The following is a 798-nucleotide window of genomic DNA, read 5'->3' on the forward strand; positions in this document are numbered from 1 at the left end:
CATTTATTGGTCCTGCTAAGTTAGCCAAGATAGCCGGCAAGAGCAAGCTGATTAGCCGATTGTCACAGGTGCCCAAGATTGAAAAGGGCTTATCTTATATAAAACAAGCTCGTACGATGTTGTCTGACAACTATCTGAGCACACTAGCACGGGAGAGCTACGGTGCGACCAAGGACTTCTTTAGAAGTCGTTTGGGGAATCTTTGGGATGACTTGAGTTACAAGAAGTTCTCCTTTGCGGGGTTGGATAAATTCCGTCATGGAGAGGACATTGGCAAACATACCGCTCGACTTTACCAGAGTACGGGTGAGAGTGCGGAGTTTCAGCGTATACGTCGGGATCTTTATGGCGAGGCAAGCGAGCAGAGCGGTCGGAAGGTTGGCCGAGAGTTCAGCAAGGAAGCCGGTGCGCAAGCTCATCCTGAAGTCCATTGGGAAGGCCACAAGTGGGAAAGCCATTTGGATGACCTCCATCAGAAAATGTTGAAGAATAATGTTCCGGTAACTTCTGAAGTACATACGATAGAAGAGATAGCTAAACAACAAGCTGAGATATTAAAAGTCCGCTATGGCGAGGAGGCGCTTTCTTCAAGTTTGAAGAAAGGTAACTTCGGTGAAATGGTTCAGGATGAGTACTATCGTCAGTTTGGTTATGAACGTATCAGTAAGGACATAGTAACGGGATTGGGTGATGCTGGTCATCAGGGGATTGATGGTGTTTACTACAATCCTAATGGCCACCCACCATACATCATTTCGGAGGCTAAGTATAATAAAGCTAGACTTGGTAAAACTAAAG

General features: G+C 46.0%; 1 pseudogene. It reads left to right on the forward strand.

Annotated features, from left to right (window positions below):
- A pseudogene (locus tag D8792_RS11510) lies at positions 1-798 on the forward strand (T7SS effector LXG polymorphic toxin); the annotation flags it as partial.

The organism is Streptococcus cristatus, assembly GCF_003943505.1.
GTDB classification, from domain to species: Bacteria; Bacillota; Bacilli; order Lactobacillales; family Streptococcaceae; genus Streptococcus; species Streptococcus cristatus_E.